An 18,020-nucleotide genomic window follows, 5' to 3' on the forward strand; every position below is an offset into this window, starting at 1 on the left:
GACTCAGCCGTTCTCGGCGATATCGCTGAGCACCGCGAAGAGCGTCCGCACCGGGACACCGGTGCCGCCCTTGCCGGTGTAGCCCCACGGGCTGCCGGTGTTGAACGCGGGCCCGGCGATGTCGATATGGGCCCATTCCAGCCCCTCGCCCACGAACTCGCTCAGGAAGACCCCGGCCACGAGCATCCCACCGAAGCGGTTGCCGGTGACGTTGGCGATGTCGGCGATCCGGGAGTCCAGCTCGGGGCGCAGGTGGTCGGGCAGCGGCATCGGCCAGCCACCCTCGCCGGTGGCCTGGGCATGTCCGGCGACGCGGTCGCGGAACCCGTCGGAGCCCATGATCCCCGCGGTGCGGGTGCCGAGCGCGACCAGCTGCGCGCCGGTCAGCGTCGAGGTCTCGACGAGGTAGTCGGGAGAGTCCTGCACGGCGCGCACGATCGCGTCGGCGAGGATCAGCCTGCCCTCGGCATCGGTGTTGAGCACCTCGACGGTCTTGCCGCCGTACATCCGCAGCACATCGCCGGGGCGGTAGGCGGTGTCGCTGGGCATGTTCTCGGCCATCGGCACGGTCGCGGTGACCGCGACCGGCAGCCCGAGCTGCGCGGCGAGCACCGTCGTCGCGACGACGGCGGCGGCACCGGACATGTCCGAGGTCATCTGGTCCATGTTCGCGGCGGGTTTGATCGAGATCCCGCCGGTGTCGAACGTGACGCCCTTGCCGACCAGCGCGACCTTCGCCCGTGGCGAGTCGCCGCCGCTCCAGGAGAGCCGGACCAGCCGCGGCTTGCGCGAGGAGCCCTTGCCCACCCCGAGCAGGCCGCCGTAGCCGGCCTCGGCGAGCGCGGCGTCGTCGAGCACCTCGACCTGCAGGCCCACGGCCTCGCCGAGGGCGCGGGCGCGGTCGGCGAAGGAGGCCGGATAGAGATCGTTCGGCGGGGTGTTGACCAGGTCGCGGGCGGTACAGACGGCGCCGGCGACGGCGCTCGCGCGGCGCAGCTGCTCCTCATGGGCGGCTGCGTCGTCGGTGCCGGCGCCGCCGCTGAGCAGATCCACCCGCGCGACCGGCTTCTTACCGTTCCCGTTCCCCTTGTACGCGGCGAAGTCGTACGCGCCGAGCAGGGTGCCCTCGGCCGCGGCGGGCAGGTCGATGCGGCTCAACGTGCTCGCCGCGTACCCGGTGCCCGCCAGCGCCCGGGCCGCCGCGCCGGATGCGCGGCGCACCTGCTCGGGCTCGATGGCGCCGTCGTCGTTGGGCTTGCCGAGGCCGACGGCGACCACGACCGTCGCGGCGACCACCCCGCGCGAGGCCAGCTTGACGACCTCCTCGGCCTTACCGGTCGCGCCCAGCAGCGCGAGCTCGGTGGCGAGACCGCCGTCGAATGCCGCGTCGACCTCCTCGGCACCCGCGGCCAGCACCGGGTTCTCACTGCCCTCCGGTGCGGGCAGCAGCCCGACGACGATCGCGTCGGCCTCGGCCGTCGCGGCCGATTCGTTCCGGATGCGAAGCTCGGTGGACACGTGACTCCTCGGGCAGACGATGCGGGACGTTGCGCGATTCGAGGTGCGGTACCTGCGAGATCGAGCGGCGTCGGATGGTGAGACCGCTTCGAGATGGTAATGACACCGCCGCGGGTCTTCAGGCACCGGCCCGGATGCGACGCTGGGTGCATGCCCCACTCCTTATCGCGGCGCCTGAGCACCGCGGACGCGGTCGTGCTCGGTCTGGCGGCGATGCTGGGGACCGGTGTCTTCGTCGTCTTCGCGCCTGCGGCCGCGGTGGCGGGGCAGTGGCTGTTGCTCTCGGTCGTGCTGGCGGGTGTCGTGGCCGCGTGCAACGCGGCCTCGACCGCCGACCTCGCCGTCGCGCATCCGGAGAGCGGCGGGGGGTACGTCTACGGCCGGGAGCGGCTAGGCCCGGGGGCGGGCCGGCTGGCCGGGGTCGCGTTTCTCCTCGGCAAGATCGCGTCGGCGGCCGCGGCGGCGGGCGTCGTCGGCAGCTACGTGCTGCCGGCGCATCCGCGTGTCACGGCGGTGGTCGTGATCATCGCCGCGACCGGGCTGAACATCGCCGGGGTGCGGGCGACGGCGCGCTCGGCGTGGCTGCTGGTCGGGGGCACGCTCGCGGTGCTGCTCGTCGTCGCCGTGGTCGGGTTCTTCGGACCGGGGGAGACGGCGCCATGGTCGGCATCGGCGACGGTCAGCGAGAACCCGCCGGCGCCGGTGACCTTCAGCGGCCCGCTCGGCGTCCTCACCGCGGCCGGGCTGATCTTCTTCGCGTTCGCCGGGTATGCGCGCGTCGCGACTCTCGGCGAGGAGATCCGCGATCCCGACCGCTCGCTGCGCAGGGCAATCGCGATCGCGCTGGGCATCACGCTGGTGGTGTACCTCGTGGTGGCCGGTGCGTTGCTGGTCGGGCTGGGGGTCGACCGGCTCGCCGCCGAACGCTCGCCGCTGGTCGCCCTCGTCGATACCGGGCAGGCACCCGCGCTGGGGGTGCTGGTCCGGATCGGTGCGGCGGTCGCGGCGGGATCGGCGCTGCTGTCGGTGCTGGTCGGGGTCAGCCGGACCGCGCTGGCGATGGCGCGCAGGCGCGAGCTGCCCGCGGTCCTGTCCGCGATCGGGCCGAGGGGGACGCCGTGGCGGGCCGACCTCGCCGGGGGAGCGCTGGCGATCGTGGTCGCGGTGCTGGCCGGGCCGATCGCCGCGATCGCGCTGTCGGCGTGCTCGGTGCTCGTGTACTACGCGGTGATCAACACGTCGGCGCTGCGGCTTCCCGCGCGGCAGCGTCGGTGGCCCGCCTGGATGTCGGTGCTCGGGCTGGCGGGGTGCGTCGGGCTGGCCGTGCTGCTGCCACTGCGGTCGGTGCTGATCACCGCGATCGCCCTGGCCGTGGGCTGGCTGGCCGTCACGGTGCTGGGCTGGTGGGCGGCGACCCGCACGCGGCAGACCGGCTGAACCAGGCGCCCGCCCGCCGCCGGGTACGGTGCCGGCCGTGAGCGCTATCGGGGATGACCTGCGGACCAGCCCGCTGCACGACCGGCACGTCGCGCTGGGCGCAACCATGGGGGCGTTCGGCGGCTGGTCGATGCCGTTGTCCTACCCCGACGGCACGGTGGCCGAACACACCGCGGTGCGGGAGAGCGTCGGCGTGTTCGACGTGAGCCACCTCGGCAAGCTGGCGATCACCGGGCCGGGCGCGGCCGAGTTCATCAACCGCTGCCTCAGCGCCGATCTCGCCCGGATCACCCCCGGCCACGCCCAGTACACGCTGGCGTGCGCGGACTCCGGCGGGGTCGTCGACGACCTGATCGTCTACCTGGTCGGGCCGGATGAGGTCCTCGCGATACCCAACGCGGCCAACGCGGCCACCGTCGCCGAGCTGCTGCGGGCGGCGGCGCCGGACGGGATCGCGATCACCGATCGGCACCATGAGCTCGCCGTCATCGCCGTCCAGGGTCCGCGCTCGGGCGAGCTGCTCGGCACGTTCGCCGAGTTCGCCGGGCTGACGGAGCTGGACTACATGGCCTTCGCCGACGCCGGTCAGACCCGGGTCTGCCGCACCGGCTACACCGGCGAGCACGGCTACGAGCTGCTGGTTCCCGTCGCGGCGGCGCCCGGCCTCTGGGATGTGCTGCTGGCCGGGGCGGCCGCGCTGGGTGGACGACCGGCGGGGCTTGCCGCCCGGGACACCCTGCGCACGGAGATGGGCTACCCGCTGCACGGCCAGGACCTCTCGCCGCAGATCACCCCCGTGCAGGCGGGCAGCGGCTGGGCGGTCGGCTGGGTCAAGCCCGAGTTCTGGGGCCGGGCGGCGCTGCTGGCCGAGAGGCAGGCGGGTCCGGCGCGGCGGCTGCGCGGCTTGCGGGCCGTCGGGCGCGGCGTGCCCCGCCCGGGCATGGACGTGCTGCGGGCGGGCGAGCGGGTCGGCGTCACCACGTCCGGCACGTTCTCCCCGACGCTGCGGACCGGTATCGCGCTCGCCCTCCTGGACAGCTCCGCCGGGGTGTCGCCGGAGGACACGGTCACCGTCGACGTGCGAGGACGGGTCCTGGAGTGTGTCGTGGTCAAGCCGCCGTTCGTGCCGTCGCACGTGCGGTGACCCCGTCCGCGGGCCCGGAGATCGGACGTCCGACAGTTGGTCTTGCCCGACGGGTTACCGTCAGCACATGAGCGCGCCGCAATTCGCCCGGAAACGAAACCCTGCGCCGGTGCCGGAGTCCCGGCGCGCGGAGATCCTGGCCGACCCCGGATTCGGTCGGCACTTCACCGACCACATGGTGACGATCCGCTGGTCGCGGGATACCGGATGGCGAGACGCTGCGGTGGTGCCCTACGGGCCGATGTCCTTCGACCCGGCCACGATGGTGCTGCACTACGGGCAGGAGATCTTCGAAGGTCTGAAGGCCTACCGGCAGCCCGACGGCTCGATCGCCTCGTTCCGGCCCGAGGCCAACGCGGCGCGGTTCCGGGCCTCGGCGAGCAGGCTGGCGATGCCGCAGCTGCCCGACGAGCTGTTCCTGGCCTCGCTGCGCGAGCTGCTCGACGTCGATCGGGACTGGGCCCCGCCCGCGGGCGGGGAGGAGTCGCTCTACCTGCGCCCGTTCATGCTCGCCACCGAGGTGGGGCTGGGCGTGCGCCCGGCCGCGGAATGCCTGTACGTGCTGATCGCCTCGCCCGCCGGGCCCTATTTCACCGGTGGGATCAAGCCCGTCGACGTGTGGCTGTCCACCGACTACACGCGGGCGGCGCTCGGCGGGACCGGCACCGCGAAATGCGGCGGCAACTACGCGGCCTCGTTGCTCCCCCAGGCCCAGGGCACCGAGCACGGCTGCGCCCAGGTGCTCTACCTCGACGCCGAGGAGCGGCGCTGGATCGACGAGATGGGCTCGAACAACGTGTTCTTCGTGTTCGGCTCCGGCGATCACATCGAGATCGTGACCCCGGTGCTGACCGGCAGCATCCTCGCCGGAGTGACCCGCGACTCGCTGCTCGTGCTGGCCAAGGAGATCGGCTGCCAGGTCACCGAGCGGCGGATCTCCTGGGAGGAGCTGGTCGAGCGGGGGGCCGACGGGCGGATCACCGAGGTCTTCGGCTGCGGCACGGCCGCCGTCATCACCCCGATCGGGCGGGTCCGTCACGCGAACGGCGAGGTCGTGGTGGGCGACGGCGAACCCGGACCGATCACCCAGCGGCTGCGCACGCTGCTCACCGACATCCAGCGTGGGGCCGCCCCGGACACCCACTCCTGGATGCGCACGCTCGTCGCCCCCTGACGACCGGCCCCCGTACGGCTATCCGGTGGCGAGCACGACCAGTGCGGCGGTGCCGCCGAGTTCGGACGCCGCGCCCAGCACATCGCCGGTCATCCCGCCGAAACGGCGCCGGGTGTGCCAGGAAAGGCCGACGACGAGCACCGCGGCCAGCCCGACCGCGAGCGGCCCGAGCCATCGGCCGGGCACGGCGAACGCCGCGGCGCAGGCCAGCACCGCCCACCACGCCACGGCGACCCAGACCGGCTGCGACCCGGCGACCGTCGAACCCAGCCCGCCGGGCCGGGCGGCCGGGACGCCGCGCCGCGCGCACCACGCGAACCCGGCCCGCCCGACCGCCCCGGAGAGCCCGGCGGCCGCGAGCAGCGTGGCAACGGGTGCCGTGGCCAACGCCGCCAGCGCCGCCGCCTGGGTTCCCACCACCACGAGCAGCGTGACCACGGCGAACGGCCCGGCGCCGCCCTCGCGCATGACCGTCAGCGCGCGTTCCGGCGGGCCGTAGCAGCCCAGCCCGTCCGCGGTGTCGGCCAGCCCGTCGAGGTGCATGCCGCGGGTGGCCAGTGCGGCGGCCCCGGCCGCCAGCAACCCGCCGACCAGCGGCGGGACGCCGGCGGCGGTGAGCCCCAGCACGACCGCGCCGGTGCCGCCGCCGATCAACCCGCCGACCACGGGTGCCCACCGGATCGCCGCGGCGGCCGTCCGCGGGTCGAGTGCGGACCCGAGCGGCACCGCCCGCACCGGGAGCACGGTCAGCCAGCTCAGCGCCAGCGCGAGCCCGCGCATCTCAGCCGCGCCCGCCGCCGACCGGCACGATCCCGCTGTCGGCCATGGTCGCGGTCTCGGCGAGTAGCCGAGCCGCCATCTGCAGCAGCGGAAGCACCGCGAGCGCGCCGGTCCCGTCGTCGAGCCGCAGCTGCAGGTCGAGGACCGGGCGCAGCCGCAGCCGGTCGAGCACGAGGGCCATCGCCGGTTCGGGGGAGCGCTGGGTCACCAGCCACCACTCGCGGGCGCCGGGCGCGAGCCGCTCGGCCAGCAGCGCGGCGGCGCCGACCACCAGCCCGTCGAACAGCACCGGGGTGCGGCGCAGCGCGGCCTGCACGAGGAACCCGGTGAGCGCCGCGAGATCGGCACCGCCCGCGGCGCGCAGCAGCGCGAGCGGGTCGTCGCGGTGCGGGCGGGTGCGGCGCAGCGCGTCGCGGATCGCGGCGGCCTTGCGCATCCAAGCGGTGTCGTCGATCCCGCTGCCGCGTCCGACCACGGCCACCGGCTCGGTCCCCGTCACCGCCGCGACCAGCGTCGATGCCGGAGTGGTCGCCCCGATCCCGAGCGCGGCCGGGATGAGCAGGTCGGCGCCGGCGTCGACCTCCTCGTCGACGAGCGTGCGCCCGATCGTCAGGGCGGTGGTGGTCTCCAGTGCGGTCAGCGCATCGACCCGGTCGATCCGGCCGGATCCGCGCCGGACCCGGTAGCGGCCCTCGCCCGGTTCGGTGTCCAGCGCGACATCGACGACCCGCACCGACGCCGCGGCGACCGGGGCCAGCACGCTCACCGGGAGGGCCTGCTCGCGGGCGACCGCGACCTGGCGCGCCGTGGTGCCCGGCGGGTAGGCCGACACCCCGGCCTCGGCGATCCCGTGATCGGCGGCCACCGCCACCACCCGGGCCCGGGCCGGCGGCCGCGGCGGGCAGGCGCCCTGGGCGGCCGCGAGCCAGCAGCCGAGCTCGGCGAGCCGGCCGAGCCCGCCGGCGGGGACCGCGAGCGAGCCGTGCCGTGCGACGGCGGCGCGCCGGGCCTCGACGTCCGGGGCGGGAACGGCGGGGAGAGCGAGGGCGTCCACGGCGCCTTCCTACCCCGCCGCTACTTCAGCCGAAGCGGCAACCCGGCCACGAACAGCAACACCTCGTCACAGACCATGGCCAGTGCGGCGTTCGCGGCGCCCAGCTCGTCCCGGAACAGCCGGCCGGCCCGGGTCGCGGGCACCACGCCCAGGCCGACCTCGGCGGACACCAGCACGGCCCGGCCGGGGCAGGCCGCGACCGCGGCCACCAGGGCGTCGACCCGTTCCCCGACCGTGGCCGGCGCCTCCGGCAGCTCCCACGCCCCGGCGTCGTCGAGGACACCGGTCAGCCACGTCGCGACGTCATCGATGATCAACGGTCCGGTCCCGCGCAGCTCCGCGACCAGGTCGGGGTCCTCCACGGTGGTCCAGGCGGCCGCGCGGCGGGACCGGTGGACCGCGATGCGGGCCGCCCACTCGGCGTCGTCGTCATCCCGCCGGGCGGTCGCGCAGTAGCGTACCGGGGCGTCGTCGGGCAGCAGGTCCTCGGCGTAGCGCGACTTGCCCGAGCGAGCGCCGCCCAGCACCAGGGTGCGGTGGGGGGAAGCGGTCACGAGTCGCCCACGTCGCGGCACTACGGGTTCGCGCCGCGCTGCACCCGCGGCTTGGGCACCCGCAGCTTGCGTAGCTGGCTGGCCCGGGTGAAGGCGTACCAGCCCGTGCCCAGGCCGCTGACCGCCTCGTCCGGGAACTTCGCGCGCACCTTGCGGGTGATGCGCCGCCCCAGCAGCACGCCCTCGATGATCATCGAGAGCAGCACGATCAGGCTGAACAGGCTCAGGTACTGCTGGGCGGACGGGATCGGCAGCAGCACCGAGATCAGCACCACCAGGGCGAGCGGCATGAACAGCCCCATCAGGTGGGGCCGGGAGTCGACGAGGTCGCGGATGTGGGCCTTGACCGGGCCGCGGTCACGCGGCAGCAGGACCCGGTCGTCGCCGGCGTCCATCCGGGCCCGCCGCTCGGCGGCCAGCCTACGGCGTTCGTGCTTGTCGGGACGGTTGGCCCGGGCGTACCGGGCGGCCTCCCGCTGGGTGCGCGGCGGGGGCGGCGCCGGGCCACGACGCCTGGTCTCGGCCTCACGCCGCTTCGGCGTCGGCCGGCCCTTGCCGGGGGTGCGGCTGCCGTCGCTCGCCGGACCGGTGTCCTGAGCCTGCTCGGACGCGTCGCTGCTCCCCGCGGCGGTGTTCTGGTCGGAACGGCGCAGGAACCTCACGAACACAGCCTACGGGCGTTGACGTGCGGCAGATGCAGGAGGTTGCGCCGGCCGCTCCGGGGGTTACCGTGGTGGTGCCGATCACCGGAGCGGGGTCGGTTGCCGCTGTCGGGCGAACGGTTCCGGCGGTAGGGCCTACACTGGACGACGAGCGAACCGCACTGGAATCAGCGCTATGGAATCCGCACAGCCTCGCGGGTTGTTGGGAGAGTCATGACCGTCGATAACTCCGTCCAGACCGACGCCATCGAGACCCACGGTGTCGAGCTGACCGACGCCGCCGCGCTCAAGGCTCGCAACCTCTTGGAGCAGGAGGGTCGCGACGACATGCACCTGCGCATCGCCGTGCAGCCCGGAGGCTGCGCCGGCCTGCGCTACCAGCTGTTCTTCGACGACCGCACCCTCGATGGCGATCTCTTCCGCGACTTCCAGGGGCTCAAGGTCGGTGTCGACCGGATGAGCGCGCCGTACGTGCAGGGTGCGGTCATCGACTTCGTCGACACGATCGAGAAGCAGGGTTTCACCATCGACAACCCCAACGCCGGCGGCTCGTGCGCCTGCGGCGACTCGTTCAACTGATCCGACCCTGAGGACGACCGAACCCCCTGGTCCCACCGGAGTCCAGGGGGTTCCTCGCCTGTGCGGGTAACATGATTCGCTGTGCGTATCGCCGTCACCGGTTCCATTGCCACCGACCACCTGATGCACTTCCCCGGGAAGTTCAACGATCAGTTGCTGGCCGAGCAGCTGAAGCGGGTGTCGCTGAGCTTCCTCGTCGACGATCTGGTGGTCAAGCGCGGAGGGGTGGCCGGCAACATCTCCTACGCCCTGGGCGTCCTCGGGTTGCGTCCCGTGCTGGTGGGGGCGGTGGGCATGGACTTCGCGGACTACCGCTCGTGGCTGGAGCGGCACGGCGTCGACTGTTCCGGCGTGCACGTTCACGACGACGTGCACACCGCCCGGTTCGTCTGCACGACCGACGACGACATGTGCCAGATCGCGTCGTTCTACGCCGGCGCGATGGCCCGTGCGCGCGATATCGAGCTCGGCCCGGTCGCCGAGCGCGTCGGCAACCTGGACCTCGTGCTGATCGGGGCCAACGACCCCGAGGCGATGCTGCGGCACACCGACGAGTGCCGTCAGCGCGGGTTCGCGTTCGCCGCCGACCCGTCCCAGCAGCTGGCCCGGATGGACGGCCCGCAGATCCGCCGCCTGGTCGAGGGCGCGACGTACCTGCTCACCAACGACTACGAGTGGGGCCTGCTGCTGCACAAGACGGGCTGGACCGCGGAGCAGGTGCAGGAGAAGGTCGAGACCCGGATCACCACGCTCGGCGAGCACGGCGTGCAGATCGTCGCCCGCGACGGCAGCGAGCTCAAGATCGGCGTCGTGTCCGAGACCGCCAAGGTCGATCCCACCGGTGTCGGGGATGCGTTCCGGGCCGGTTTCCTCGCCGGGGTCGCCCGCGGCCTCGGCCATGAGCGGGCGGCGCAGCTCGGTTCGCTCATCGCCGTCATCGTGCTGGAGACCGATGGCGCCCAGGAGTGGCGCTGGGAGCGCGACCGGGGACTCGAGCGGCTCGCCGGCGCCTACGGCCCCGCCGCCGCCGAGGAGATCGCCTCGGCCCTTCCCACCGTCTGACCCTCCCCGCGACCCGCGGGTTAGAGCTTGACCGGGTATATGGGGGCGGGGATCTCCGGGCGGATCCGCTGTTCCACGAAGATCCCGTGCCAGAGCAGGAACACCAGCAGCGTCCAGATCCGCCGGCTGTGGTCGATCGGGCCCTCGCGGTGCGCATCGAGCATCCGCTGCACCGCCGCGAGGTCGACGAGGTGGTCGGCCTGGGAGTCGCGGATGATGTCGCGAGCCCAGGGATACATCTCCTCGCGCAGCCACAGCCGGATCGGCACCGGGAAACCCAGCTTGCGGCGGTTCAGCACGTGCCCGGGGACGATGCCCGCCAGCGCCCGGCGCAGCGCGTACTTGGTGGTGCCGTTGCGGTCGGAGCCGGTCAGCTTCTCGGCCAGCGGCAACCCGGACGCGACCGCGAACACCTCGGGATCGAGGAACGGGACCCGCAGCTCCAGGGAGTTGGCCATGGTCATCTTGTCGGCCTTGACCAGGATGTCGCCGCGCAGCCAGGTGAACAGGTCGACGTGCTGCATCCGGGCGACCGGGTCGTCCCAGCCCGCGGAGTCCGCATAGTGTGCCGCGGTGATGTCGGTGTGCGAGCGCCGCGGGTCGTACTGCCGCAGCACTCCGGCGAGCTGGTCGTCGCGGAAGATCCGCGCGTTGCCGTAGTACCGCTGCTCCAGCGACAGCGCCCCGCGGCGCAGCAGGTCCTTGCCGCGCATTCCGTCGGGGAGCCGGGTCGACGCCCGGCCCAGCAGCCCGCGCAGGGAACCGGGCATCCGCTCGAACGGGGCGAGCGAGAGCGGCTCCCGGTAGATCGTGTACCCGCCGAACAACTCGTCGGCGCCCTCCCCGGACAGCACGACCTTGACGTGCTGGCGGGCCTCCCTGGCGATGAACCACAGCGGGACGAGCGCGGGGTCGGCGACCGGGTCGTCGAGATACCACACGATGAGCGGCAGCGCGTCCATCATCTCGTCGGCCTTGACGGTGCGCACGACGTGCCGGACCCCGATCGCGGCGGCGGATTCGGCCGCGACGTCGACCTCGGAGTATCCCTCGCGCTCGAACCCTGTGGTGAACGTGATCAGGTCCGGGTTGTGCTCCTTGGCCAGCGCGGCGATCGCCGTCGAGTCGATGCCGCCGGACAGGAACGCCCCGACGGTCACGTCCGCGCGCATGTGCTTGGCCACGGAGTCGCGCAGCGCGCCGGCGATCCGGGCGTGCACTCCCGCGCCGGATCCGGAGCCGGCGCGGAAGGTCGGGGTGAAGTAGCGTTCGTGCTCCACCTCACCGCCGGGGCGGAGGGTCACGTGCGTGCCGGACTCGACGCGGCGGATCGCCCGATGCAGCGTGGCAGGCTCGGGAACGTACTGCAGCAGCAGATAGTGTTGGAGCGCGGCGGGGTCGAGATCGCTGGTCAACCCCAGCGACGGCGCCAGCGCGAGCAGGCTCTTCTTCTCGCTCGCGAACGCCGTACCGGCCGGCCCGGTGGCCAGGAACAGCGGCTTGATCCCGAACGGATCCCGTGCGCCGAACAGCACCCGCTCCTGGGCGTCCCAGATCAGGAACGAGAACATCCCGCGCAGCCGGGAGACCGCCGCGGGCCCCCAGTGGTGGTAGGCGGCGACGATGGCCTCGGTGTCGCCGTGGGTGGTGAACCTCGCGCCGTGGCGCTGCGCGAGCTCGGCCCGCAGCTCGAGATAGTTGTAGATCTCGCCGTTGAAGACGATCGTGTAACGGACGTCCTGCCCGGGCCCGGGGGTCCAGTGCAGTGGCTGGTGCGACCGGTCGACATCGATGATCGACAGCCGGTTGAAGCCGAACACCACGTCGGCGTCGTTCCAGGTTCCGCTCTCGTCCGGCCCGCGGTGACGCATGCAGCGCAGGGCAGCGCTGATCGAATTGATCGGTTCAGCCCGGTCGGCGGCATCCGCCCCGGCGGTCAGCAGCCCCAGCAGTCCGCACACAGCGAGCCAGTATGCCGACGCCTCCCGCGGACCCGGCGACAGCACCCTGAGCGGTGAATCTGCGATCAGCTCAGTTACTCTCTACGCCGGGTCGAAGAACGTGCGCGCACGGACTCGGCCATGGGCTGGTCAGGAGCGCGTGAGCCATGGGTACCAAAGCAGGAAGGCGGCGAGCAGTGGGCCGAGCACAACGCGGGGCAGACCGCCGCCGCACCGGTTGGAAGCGTGCGGCGAAGCTGGCCGGGTTGGGCGCCCTGGTCATCCCGCTGACGACGGGCTGCTCGGTCGAGGAGGTGCTCCGCTTCGGCTGGCCGGAGGGTGTCACCCCGCAGGCCAGGGCGATGCAAACCTTCTGGACCTGGTCGGCCGTCGCGGCACTGATCGTGGGCGCCATCACCTGGGGTGCGATGTTCTGGGCGGTGGCCTTCCACCGCAAGCGCAAGGGTGACGACGACACCCCGCCCCGTCAGACCCAGTACAACCTGCCCGTCGAACTCGTCTTCACGATCGTGCCCACGATCATCGTGGCGGTGCTGTTCGGTTTCACCGTGAACGTGCAGAACTACGTGGACCGGGACGAGCCGAACCCGGATGTGCGGGTCGCGGTGACCGCGTTCCAGTGGAACTGGCGGTTCGACTACACCGGCACCAGCACCCCGGCGGGTGGCCCGATCGAGACGCTGGGTACGTCCTCGACGATTCCGGTTCTGGTGCTGCCGACCGACCGCAGCGTCGAGTTCACCCTGGAGTCCGAGGATGTCGTGCACAGCTTCTGGGTGCCGGAGTTCCTGTTCAAGCGCGACGTCTTCCCGGTTCCGGACAAGAACGACACCGATAAGGCGTTCGTGATCGACAAGATCGATCGCGAGGGCGCGTTCGTCGGGCGTTGCGCCGAGCTGTGCGGTGCGTACCACTCGGCTATGAACTTCGAGGTCCGGGCGATCGAGCCGGCGCTGTACGACCGCTACATCGGACTGCGCAGCCAGGTCAACCCGGCGACCGGGGCGCCGTACACCAACGGGGAGGCCTTGGCGGCCCTCGACTGCGGCGAGTGGTGCGCGCCGGAGGCCATCACCACCTACCCGTTCGCGACCGACCGGACCCAGCGTTCGGCGTCGCTTCGGACCAGCGGCTGACGGAGGAGCTGACACAGATGAAGGTCGAATCACGGATCTTCGAGCTCATTATGGTCTTCTTCTTCGTGGCGGGGACCATTTACGCGATCTTCGCGAAGGAACCGGTCGGGATTGCCGCGCTGTTCCTCACCGGCGGCCTGGCGATGATCATCGGCACGTACTTCCGGTTCGTGTCCCGCCGGCTGGAGGCCCGCCCCGAGGACAACCCCGACGCGGAGGTCTCGGACGGGGCCGGTGACGTCGGCTTCTTCCCGCCGGGAAGCTACTGGCCGATCGCGCTGGCCGCGTCGTGTGCGCTGGTCGGGATCGCGCTGGCCTTCTGGTACATCTGGCTGCTGGTGATCGCATGGATCACCGTGTTCATCGCGGTCGGTGGGCTGGTCTTCGAGTACCACATCCGGCCCGCGAAGCACTGAGAGGGGCACCACGCCGCCCGGCGAGGGTCAGAGGGGCCGGTACATGATGTGCAACCCCACCTCGCCGGCACCGGGTGCCGGAACGCACCGGGAACCGTGCCGATGATGCGGAAACCGAGCGACTGCCACAGCGCGATGGCCCGCGAGTTCACCTCCACCACGGCGTTGAACTGCATCGCCCGGTAGCCGCGGCGGCGGGCCTCGTCGAGGACGTGCTCGGCGACGAACACAGCGGCGGGCGGCGGGGCCATCCACGTGGTGCGGGCGGTCTTCTCGTCGGTCGCCGGATCCCAGACGTAGGTCTCGCCCGCGGCCACGACGCGGTGCCAGATCGGCCAGATGGCCGACCAGTCGTCCGCGGTGGCGGCGCGCAGGCGCAGGTCGGTGTGCACCCGATCATCATGCTCCGGCGCCCGCCCTGCCCCGTCCCGGGTGCGGCTACCCGCGGGCGGCCTCGCCGAGGGCGTTGCGCGCGATGATGACCTGCTGGATCTGGCTGGTGCCCTCGTAGATGCGGAAGAGCCGGGCGTCGCGGTAGAACCGCTCGACCGCGACTCCGCGCATGTACCCGGCGCCGCCGTGGACCTGTACGGCGCGGTCGGCGACGCGCCCGACCATCTCCGAGCAGAAGTACTTCGCCGCCGCGGGACCGGCGATCCTGTCGGTGCCGTCGTCGAAGGCTCTCGCGGTTTCGACAACCAGTGCCCGGCCGGCGTAGCAGTCGGTGACCGAGTCGGCGATCAGGCCCTGGACCAGCTGGAACCTCGCGATCGGCCGGCCACCGGCCTGCCGGGTCTGCGCGAAGGTGACCGATTCGTGCACCAGCCGGTTCGCCATCCCGACGCACAGTGCGGCGATATGGACGCGGCCGTGGGCCAGGCATTTGGCCGCGATGCGAAACCCGTTGTCGATGCCGTCGGCGCCACCGATCACGGCGTCGGCGGGCATCCGCACGTCGTCGAGGTAGACATCGGCGGTCCAGGCGCCGAACTGACCCATCTTGTGGTCCTTCGGGCCGATCGAGAGCCCGGGTGCGTCGGCGGGGACGAGGAACGCGGAGATGCCGCGGTTGCCCGGAACGTCGGGGTTGGTGCGGGCGAACACCATGATCACGTCGGCGGTGGGGGCGTTCGTGATGTAACGCTTGGCGCCGTTGATGACCCAGTCCGAGCCATCGCGGCGGGCCGTTGTCGTCAGCGAGGACGGGTCGGAGCCCGCGTCGGCCTCGGTAAGTCCGAACGAGGCGGTGATCTCACCGGAGGCCAGCCGGGGCAGCCAGGTCTTCTTCTGTTCCTCGCTCCCGCCCTCCAGCAGCACATGCCCGGCGATCCCGTTGTTCGTGCCGAACAGCGACCGCAGCGCCGGCGTCGTCCAGCCGAGCTCGAAGACGAGCCGGACCTCCTCGGTGGTGTTCAGGCCGAGGCCGCCGTGCTGCTCCGGAATGGCGAAGCCGTACAGCCCCATCGACTTGCACTGTTCGACGAGCCGGGTGGGAATCTCGTTCCGCTCGTCGATCTCCTCCTCGAGCGGGACGACCTCGGCCCGGATGAACTCGCGCACGGAGGCCAGCACATCGGCCAGGTCTGAAGGGTCCACGCGATCTCTTCTCTCTCGGAAACCGGGGGTTGCGGGGCACCCGCGGCCGACGGTCAGCCGTCGAGCACCACCGCGAGCGCGAAGCCGTCGTGACCCTTGCTGCCGACGGTCTGGATCTCCGTCGCGCTCACCCTGGGCTCGGTGGCGAGCATCTCGGTGAACCGGCGGGTGCCCTGCACGGCGGCGTCGTCACTGTCCGACTCGAGAACCCGGCCGCCGCGGATGACGTTGTCCACGACGATCACGCTGCCGGGCCGGGACAGGCGCAGCGCCCACTGGAAGTACTCGGGGTTCGACGGCTTGTCGGCATCGACGAACACGAAGTCGAACGGGCCGGACAGCTGCGGGAGGCTCTCCAGCGCCGGACCCTCACGGACCTCGACGAACTCGCCGAGGCCGGCCCGGTCGATGTTCTCCCGGGCCACCTTCGCGTGCACCGGGGAACGTTCGAGGGTGACCAGTCGCCCCTCGGCCGGCAGCGCACCGGCGAGCCAGATCGTGCTGTAGCCGCCGAGGGTGCCGATCTCGAGGATGCTGCGGGCGCCGATGGCGCGTGCCAGCAGGTGCAGCAGCTTGCCCTGTGCGGGCGAGACGTCGATGGCCGGCAGGCCGGCGCGGGCGTTGGCCTCCAGGGCGGAGTCCAGCGCCGGGTCGGGGCCGACGAGGAGCCCGCTGATGTAATCGTCGACGGCGCTCCAGCGTTCCTGCTCGTCACTCATCCCTCCAGCTTGTCACTCGATTCCCGGACCGGCGTGACGGGCGCTGGAGTTCTACGGGTTCGGTCTGCCGGATGCAGGAGGGACTCGCGGCGCAGCGCGAGAAGCGGGCGCCGAGCTTCACCGGACGGCGACTACGGGATGGCCGCCCTGGTCGATGACCTCGTCGCGGTCGTCGCCGCACTCGGCGAGCGGCCGGTGCTGGCCGGTGCCTTGATGGGCGGGATGACCTCGCTGTTCGGGCAGAGCGATCGTGGCGACCTCGCCCGCGCGCTGATCCTGGTGGACATCGTGCCCCGGGTCGGACCCGGTGGGATCGAGCGGATCAAAGCGTTCATGACCGGCGACCCGAACGGGTTCGGCTCGCTCGAGGAGGTCGCCGAGGCGGTGCGCGCCTACAACCCGCACCGCACCCGGCCGCCCAGCCCCGAGGGGCTGCGCAAGAACGTCCGGTTGCACGAGGACGGCCGCTGGTACTGGCACTGGGATCCCGCGTTCCTGCGCATCGACGGCGAACCGGCCAGGGCCGCGACGCACGAACAGGCGCGTGCTGCCGCGGCGCGGGTGCGGGTGCCGACGCTGCTGGTCCGCGGGGAGCAGTCCGACATCGTCAGTGACGAGGGCGTCGCCGAGCTGCTGGAACTCATCCCCGGCGCACAGCACGTGGATGTCTCCGGGACCGGGCATGTGGATGTCTCCGGGACCGGGCATATGGTCGCCGGCGACGACAACGACGTGTTCCCCCGCCGGTTGCTGGGCTTCCTCACCGATCTCCGCGATCTCAGCGCGGGCGCGTAGCGCGTTATGGCTCCATAACGCGGGGAAGGCTCGGGCCCGGAGCGCGTTATGGCTCCATGACGCGGCGGCGCTACCGTAGTCGCCCAGAGATCCACGGCAGATCGGGAGTCGCCGAATGCTCGAACAGCCCCTGCCCCTCGCCGGGATGCGCGTCGTCGAGGTGTCCTCCTTCGTCGCGGCGCCGCTGGGCGGGATGACGCTCGCCCAGCTCGGCGCGGAGGTGATCAGGGTCGACCCGATCGGCGGGGCGCCGGACCACCGCCGCTGGCCGCTGGCCCCGTCGGGTACCTCGCTGTACTGGGCCGGGCTGAACAAGGGGAAGAAGTCGGTGTCGGTGGACTTCCGGTCCACCGAGGGACGGGCGCTGGTCACCCGGCTGGTCACCGACTCCGGGCCGGACGGCGGGATCGTGCTGACCAATGCGGTCGGCCGGCGGTGGCTGGAGTACGACGCCCTGGTCGAGCACCGCCCCGACCTCATCCACGTGCAGATCGAGGGCCATTACGACGGCACCCCCGCGGTGGACTACACGGTCAATGCCGCGATCGGGTTCCCGATGGTGACCGGCCCCGAAGGGCACGCCGACCCGGTCAACCATGTGCTGCCGGCCTGGGACATCGCCTGCGGGCTGTACTCCGCGCTGGGAATCCTCGGCGCCGACCGGCAGCGCCGGGTGACCGGGCGCGGCCAGCGGATGAGCGTCGCGCTCTACGACGTGGCGCTCGCGGCCGCCGGAAATCTCGGCTTCCTCGCCGAGGCACAGATCAACCGGGTGGTCCGGCGACGGTACGGCAACTACCTCTACGGCGGGTTCGCGCGCGACTTCACCACCCGCGACGGCGGCCGGGTGATGGTCGTCGCGCTGACCAAGCGGCATTGGGCCGACCTGCTCGTCGCCACCGACCTCGTCGACGTCGTCGACGCGCTGGAGAAGAGTCTCGGCGTCGACTTCTCGACCGAGGACGACCGCTTCGAGTACCGCGAGGTGCTCGCCGGGCTGCTCTCGCGGTGGTTCTCGCGCACCGATCTCGTCGACGTGAAGACTGCGCTGACCGGCACCTCCTTGCTCTGGTCGACCTACAACACGTTCGCCGAGCTGGTGACGGAGGACAGCCCCAGCCGGGCGATGGTTGCGGAGAACCCGATGATGGGCGTCGTCGACCAGCCCGGGGTTGGCCGCCACCTCGCGCCCGGCCTGCCGGTGGCGATCGAGGGCGCCACCCGGGAACCGGTGCGCGCGCCGGTGCTGGGCGAGCACACCGACAGCGTGCTGGGCGGCCTCGGGCTGTCGACGGCCGAGCTCGCCGACCTGCATTCCCGCGGCGTGATCCGCGGCAACGCCCAGTAAGGACCGGTGCAGTAGCGGCCGGGCGGCTCAGCTCCCGGTGGGGCACCCCGCCGCCGCCGCGGCCGGGGCATCGGCGATGATCTTC

17 protein-coding genes are annotated in these 18,020 nt (G+C 72.2%); 9 read left to right on the forward strand and 8 right to left on the reverse strand.

Going from position 1 to position 18,020, the window contains the following annotated elements:
* Positions 1-3 precede the first annotated feature (3 nt).
* Positions 4-1,518 carry a leucyl aminopeptidase gene (locus tag G567_RS0101220; RefSeq protein WP_037055254.1) on the reverse strand — a complete coding sequence of 505 codons (1,515 nt, stop codon included), beginning with the start codon at positions 1,516-1,518 and terminating at the stop codon, positions 4-6.
* Positions 1,519-1,668: 150 nt separating this feature from the next.
* On the opposite strand from G567_RS0101220, the gene G567_RS0101225 reads away from it, so the two are divergent.
* From G567_RS0101225 to G567_RS0101235, 3 genes are all read left to right on the forward strand, one after another.
* The gene (locus G567_RS0101225; protein WP_037055257.1) at positions 1,669-2,955 is read left to right on the forward strand and encodes an APC family permease; all 1,287 of its coding nucleotides are present in this window, start codon (positions 1,669-1,671) and stop codon (positions 2,953-2,955) included.
* Between the two features lie 37 nt (positions 2,956-2,992).
* Positions 2,993-4,099: a glycine cleavage system aminomethyltransferase GcvT gene (gene gcvT, locus G567_RS0101230; protein WP_245585490.1), complete on the forward strand. Its 1,107-nt coding sequence runs from the start codon at positions 2,993-2,995 to the stop codon at positions 4,097-4,099.
* Between the two features lie 67 nt (positions 4,100-4,166).
* Positions 4,167-5,273 carry a branched-chain amino acid aminotransferase gene (locus G567_RS0101235; protein WP_028928530.1) on the forward strand — a complete coding sequence of 369 codons (1,107 nt, stop codon included), beginning with the start codon at positions 4,167-4,169 and terminating at the stop codon, positions 5,271-5,273.
* 18 nt (positions 5,274-5,291) lie between these two features.
* Here G567_RS0101235 and G567_RS0101240 read toward each other — a convergent pair whose 3' ends face one another.
* From G567_RS0101240 to G567_RS0101255, 4 genes are read right to left on the reverse strand one after another with little or no spacing between them, the layout of a single operon-like run.
* Positions 5,292-6,053 carry an adenosylcobinamide-GDP ribazoletransferase gene (locus G567_RS0101240; RefSeq protein WP_028928531.1) on the reverse strand — a complete coding sequence of 254 codons (762 nt, stop codon included), beginning with the start codon at positions 6,051-6,053 and terminating at the stop codon, positions 5,292-5,294.
* 1 nt (position 6,054) lies between these two features.
* On the reverse strand, positions 6,055-7,107 hold the full coding sequence (locus G567_RS0101245) for a nicotinate-nucleotide--dimethylbenzimidazole phosphoribosyltransferase (protein WP_028928532.1): 1,053 nt from the start codon (positions 7,105-7,107) through the stop codon (positions 6,055-6,057).
* A 20-nt stretch (positions 7,108-7,127) separates the two neighbouring features.
* On the reverse strand, positions 7,128-7,661 hold the full coding sequence (locus G567_RS0101250; RefSeq protein WP_028928533.1) for a bifunctional adenosylcobinamide kinase/adenosylcobinamide-phosphate guanylyltransferase: 534 nt from the start codon (positions 7,659-7,661) through the stop codon (positions 7,128-7,130).
* A 20-nt stretch (positions 7,662-7,681) separates the two neighbouring features.
* Positions 7,682-8,323, reverse strand: coding sequence for a DUF3043 domain-containing protein (locus tag G567_RS0101255; RefSeq protein WP_028928534.1), 642 nt, complete (start codon positions 8,321-8,323; stop codon positions 7,682-7,684).
* Positions 8,324-8,536: 213 nt separating this feature from the next.
* Between G567_RS0101255 and G567_RS0101260 the strand changes: the two genes are divergently transcribed.
* Together G567_RS0101260 and G567_RS0101265 are read left to right on the forward strand one after the other, a co-directional pair.
* On the forward strand, positions 8,537-8,902 hold the full coding sequence (locus G567_RS0101260; RefSeq protein ID WP_028928535.1) for a HesB/IscA family protein: 366 nt from the start codon (positions 8,537-8,539) through the stop codon (positions 8,900-8,902).
* Positions 8,903-9,025: 123 nt separating this feature from the next.
* Positions 9,026-9,964 carry a carbohydrate kinase family protein gene (locus G567_RS0101265; RefSeq protein ID WP_051232103.1) on the forward strand — a complete coding sequence of 313 codons (939 nt, stop codon included), beginning with the start codon at positions 9,026-9,028 and terminating at the stop codon, positions 9,962-9,964.
* Between the two features lie 20 nt (positions 9,965-9,984).
* Here the strand turns inward: G567_RS0101265 and asnB are convergent, their stop codons facing one another.
* The gene (gene asnB, locus G567_RS0101270; protein WP_028928537.1) at positions 9,985-11,925 is read right to left on the reverse strand and encodes an asparagine synthase (glutamine-hydrolyzing); all 1,941 of its coding nucleotides are present in this window, start codon (positions 11,923-11,925) and stop codon (positions 9,985-9,987) included.
* Positions 11,926-12,101: 176 nt separating this feature from the next.
* On the opposite strand from asnB, the gene ctaC reads away from it, so the two are divergent.
* Positions 12,102-13,061, forward strand: a complete 960-nt coding sequence (ctaC, locus tag G567_RS0101275) for an aa3-type cytochrome oxidase subunit II (protein ID WP_028928538.1) — start codon at positions 12,102-12,104, stop codon at positions 13,059-13,061.
* Between the two features lie 17 nt (positions 13,062-13,078).
* Entirely contained in the window at positions 13,079-13,477 is a 399-nt protein-coding gene (locus G567_RS0101280; RefSeq protein WP_028928539.1) for a cytochrome c oxidase subunit 4, read from the forward strand.
* Positions 13,478-13,915: 438 nt separating this feature from the next.
* Here the strand turns inward: G567_RS0101280 and G567_RS0101290 are convergent, their stop codons facing one another.
* Together G567_RS0101290 and G567_RS0101295 are read right to left on the reverse strand one after the other, a co-directional pair.
* The gene (locus G567_RS0101290) at positions 13,916-15,073 is read right to left on the reverse strand and encodes an acyl-CoA dehydrogenase family protein (RefSeq protein WP_028928540.1); all 1,158 of its coding nucleotides are present in this window, start codon (positions 15,071-15,073) and stop codon (positions 13,916-13,918) included.
* A 53-nt stretch (positions 15,074-15,126) separates the two neighbouring features.
* On the reverse strand, positions 15,127-15,792 hold the full coding sequence (locus G567_RS0101295; protein WP_028928541.1) for an O-methyltransferase: 666 nt from the start codon (positions 15,790-15,792) through the stop codon (positions 15,127-15,129).
* Between the two features lie 138 nt (positions 15,793-15,930).
* Here G567_RS0101295 and G567_RS26125 point away from each other — a divergent pair, with 138 nt between their 5' ends.
* Together G567_RS26125 and G567_RS0101305 are read left to right on the forward strand one after the other, a co-directional pair.
* Positions 15,931-16,587 (forward strand): alpha/beta fold hydrolase, encoded by a 657-nt coding sequence (locus G567_RS26125; protein WP_051232022.1) that lies wholly within the window; start codon positions 15,931-15,933, stop codon positions 16,585-16,587.
* 115 nt (positions 16,588-16,702) lie between these two features.
* Positions 16,703-17,935 (forward strand): CoA transferase, encoded by a 1,233-nt coding sequence (locus G567_RS0101305; RefSeq protein ID WP_028928542.1) that lies wholly within the window; start codon positions 16,703-16,705, stop codon positions 17,933-17,935.
* Positions 17,936-18,020 lie beyond the last annotated feature (85 nt).

The sequence above is a fragment of the Pseudonocardia asaccharolytica DSM 44247 = NBRC 16224 genome, assembly GCF_000423625.1.
Classification (GTDB): domain Bacteria; phylum Actinomycetota; class Actinomycetes; order Mycobacteriales; family Pseudonocardiaceae; genus Pseudonocardia; species Pseudonocardia asaccharolytica.